The sequence below is a fragment of the Microbacterium sp. UBA3486 genome, assembly GCF_002377845.1.
In the GTDB taxonomy this organism is placed as follows: domain Bacteria; phylum Actinomycetota; class Actinomycetes; order Actinomycetales; family Microbacteriaceae; genus Microbacterium; species Microbacterium maritypicum_A.
The window spans coordinates 38424-40402 of record NZ_DFQP01000087.1 but is presented as its reverse complement, the minus strand read 5'-3'; the positions used below and the strand labels follow the sequence as shown (position 1 = coordinate 40402).

4 protein-coding genes are annotated in these 1979 nt (G+C 66.5%); all 4 read left to right on the top strand.

Going from position 1 to position 1979, the window contains the following annotated elements:
• Positions 1–21 precede the first annotated feature (21 nt).
• Entirely contained in the window at positions 22–321 is a 300-nt protein-coding gene (locus B2869_RS13835) for a DUF4244 domain-containing protein (protein WP_234037531.1), read from the top strand.
• Positions 321–677, top strand: coding sequence for a TadE/TadG family type IV pilus assembly protein (locus B2869_RS13830; protein WP_292767726.1), 357 nt, complete (start codon positions 321–323; stop codon positions 675–677). The genes B2869_RS13835 and B2869_RS13830 overlap by 1 nt, the downstream gene beginning before the upstream one ends.
• Positions 674–1474, top strand: coding sequence for a M23 family metallopeptidase (locus B2869_RS13825; protein ID WP_292767723.1), 801 nt, complete (start codon positions 674–676; stop codon positions 1472–1474). Before B2869_RS13830 ends, B2869_RS13825 begins: the two co-directional genes overlap by 4 nt.
• Before the next feature lie 179 nt (positions 1475–1653).
• Positions 1654–1979: toprim domain-containing protein (locus B2869_RS13820; RefSeq protein WP_292767721.1), on the top strand; the 326-nt coding region annotated here is incomplete at its 3' end.

Sequence of the window (1979 nt, the reverse complement as noted above, 5' to 3'; positions counted from 1 at the left end):
GCGAGGTCAAGGAGGTTCCCGATGCAGCCCACACTCCAACTCGTATCCGACCGAGGTGCGACATCCGTGGAAGGCGGGCCCGAGCGCCGCCGCACACGTCTGCAGCGCGTCCGTCGCGGAGGCCGACGACGCGGGCGGGCGTTCGTCGGCGAGATGCGCGCGCTCGCCGACGATGAGCGCGGCGCCGTGACAGCGGAGTACGCGATTGTCATCATGGCCGCCGTAGCATTCGCCGGTCTGCTGGTTGCCATCATGCGGTCGAGCGAGATCCGAGCGATGCTCGTGGAACTCGTCGAGAACGCCCTCGGCGCAGGGTCCTGATGCTCGCGGCGCTGCGGCACGACGAACGTGGCACGGTCACGGCGGAATTCGCGATCGTCGTGCCCGCAGTGCTCGCCGTACTCGGGCTCGTGATCGGCGGCATCTACGTGGCGGCGCATCGCATCACCCTCGTATCGGCGTCGGCTGAGATCGCGAGATCAGAGGCCCGCGGTGATGCCGAGCTCGCCCAGAAACATGTGGATTCGCTCGGTGATCGAGTGGAGATCGAACGTGTGGAAGACGGCGTGCTGCACTGCGTCACGCTTCGGTCGCGCCCGGGTGGAGGACCCCTCGCCCGCATCGCGGTCGAATCGCGCTCGTGCGCCGCCCGAATCGGTGAGGGAGCGACCTCATGAGCGCACCGGCGACCCTCGTCTGCGCAGCCGCTGCGATATGTCTCGGCGTACCGATCATCGCGGCGTCGTCGCACCTCGAAGCCTCCCATCGTGCAGCAGGGGCCGCTGACGCGGCAGCGCTCGCCGCAGCCGACTCGGCCGCCGGGTTTCTCGCGGGAGACCCCTGTGACCTGGCGGGGGCTGTCACGAGTGCGATGAGCAGCGAACTCGTGTCCTGCGAGCTCGATCCCGCCCTCGCCGACGCCCGCGTGAAGGTGGTGGCGGACGGGCCGCTCGGGGCCGTCGCCGCTTCGGCGCACGCTGGTCCACCGCCGAGTTCCGCGATGCCGGGAGGTGCGATTGGCGCAAATGGCTGGGCGTGGCCCAGCTCGGAGCCGGGCATCACGCAGGGGTTCCACGACGGCTATTCCATTGATCTCCGCGCGGTTGAAGGGTCACCGCTCTACGCTTCCTACGACGGCGTCGTCGTCGCAGCCGGAACGGACAGCGACGGGCCGCCCGAGAAGTGCGTCGCCGAACCCTCGTGGTGGCATGGCCCGAATCACACGATCATCATCAGACACAGCTATCGGGGGGAAGTGCTCTTCAGTTCCCACAATCACGTGGCCCCCGGATCGACCGACGCGTTCGGGCTATCGCCGGGCACTGCAGTGCGAGCCGGACAACCGGTGGCCCTCGCAGGTATGAGCGGATGCACGTCGGGGCCGCACTCGCACTTCACGCTGTCGACCACCCCGTCGAACGCGTTTCCCGACGTGAACCCATACCTCTATATCGGTGGCCCTGAGATCCGTTGATGCAGTGCGCAGAAACTCCGATGCGGGTACTTCGGCCGGCGACGGACATAATGAAGAGAGAACATGCGTGGAATCCCGCAGGTGGATTCTCACGCCAGAATGTGTATCGTGTCGGAGCAGAACCCTCAGCCGGTCCTGGCGGAGCAGCCCTACACTGCGTGAAGCAACGAAGGAGACCCGTGAAGGGTACGAAGAAACTCGTCATCGTCGAGTCACCGACCAAGGCGAAGACCATCGGCGGCTACCTCGGAGACGACTACGAGGTCATCGCATCGGTCGGACACGTTCGTGATCTCGCCGAGCCATCGGCCCTGCCCGCGGAGCTCAAGAAGGGCGCATTCGGGAAGTTCGCGGTCGACGTCGAGAACGACTTCGCCCCGTACTACGTCGTCAACGACAACAAACGCAAAACGGTCTCCGAGCTGAAGCGCGCGCTGAAGGGTGCCGACGAGCTGTGGCTCGCAACGGATGAGGACCGCGAGGGCGAGGCCATCGCGTGGCACCT